Source organism: Desulfovibrio piger ATCC 29098 (genome assembly GCF_000156375.1).
In the GTDB taxonomy this organism is placed as follows: domain Bacteria; phylum Desulfobacterota; class Desulfovibrionia; order Desulfovibrionales; family Desulfovibrionaceae; genus Desulfovibrio; species Desulfovibrio piger.
The window spans coordinates 1-1,064 of sequence record NZ_DS996378.1; the positions used below are offsets into that span (position 1 = coordinate 1).

Genomic DNA, 1,064 nt, shown 5'->3' on the forward strand with positions numbered 1-1,064 from the left:
GGGGGATATAGCCACGGCTCCCAAGGCGCAGAAGTTCTTTGAGGAAGCGGAATGGCTGGAATTGTGGAGCAGGTATTTCGGCTCCGTGGAAGCCGGATTGTCCGACGGCATGGTGACGGTTCGCTGTCGCAGGCCACTGGCATGGCATCCGCGAGAACTGGCGGAAAGCCTGCGCTTTGAGTTCGATCTGCCGTACCCGGACGGCCAGCGCATGGGCCTTGTCCGGCTGGCGCTCAAGTCGTTTTCCCAACGGCTGGGGCTGGACCTGGAGGGCGTATGAGTCAGGGGCACGACTGGACGTTCCACGGCTTTGCCGGAGAGTTTGACGGGCATGTCCGGGAGCAACTGCCTTGGTATGAGCTGGCGAGCGCCGCCATGGGCCTGATAGCCCGGCAATACATCCCGAAGGAAGGCAAGGTCTATGACCTTGGCGCGTCCACGGGCAACGTGGGCCGCGTGCTGGCACCCACGCTTGAGGCGCGCTGTGCGCGGCTGACGGCTCTGGATGAATGCCCGGATATGGTGGAGGCATACAACGCTCCTGGACGGGCGCTGCGGGCCGATATAACGCGGTTCGACTACAAGCCCTTCGACGTGGCTGTGGCCTTTTCTGGTGTTCATGTTTCTTGCCGTGCCCGCCCGGAGAAAGCTGCTGGCCCGCCTGCGGCAGCAGCTACGCCCCGGCGGGGCCATCATCATCTTTGACAAGCTGGTGCCGCCCGGCGGCTATCCGGCCACGGTCCTGGCAAGGCTGACCTGGGCTTCCAAGCTGGACCAGGGCGCGGAACCCGGAGCCGTGGTCAGAAAGGAGCTCTCCCTGTCGGGAATCCAGCGACCGCTTTATCCCGGAGAGCTGGGCGAAGATGCCGTGGAGGTATTCAGGTTCGGGGACTTCGCGGGCTGGATTATTGAGGGCTGAAAAATGGGCGTGGTTTTGTGTATGTTTTGACACACAGCCCGCGCCCCTAAAATCTTCATTCAAAAAACGTGCCAAAGCATAAAAAATGCTCTGGCACGTTCTCATTTCTCTTGCGGAAGATTCTCATTTCTCTTGCGCCTTCACA

The 1,064-nt window shown here is 61.0% G+C and carries 2 protein-coding genes; both read left to right on the forward strand.

The genetic code is table 11. The features are described 5' to 3' along the window. Window positions 1-280 (forward strand): hypothetical protein (locus tag DESPIG_RS14180; protein WP_006009517.1); only part of this gene is annotated, 280 nt, incomplete at its 5' end. A gap of 339 nt (window positions 281-619) precedes the next feature. Then, complete coding sequence (locus DESPIG_RS14425; protein WP_006009521.1) at window positions 620-919, forward strand: hypothetical protein; 300 nt, start codon at window positions 620-622, stop codon at window positions 917-919. Window positions 920-1,064: the final 145 nt, after the last annotated feature.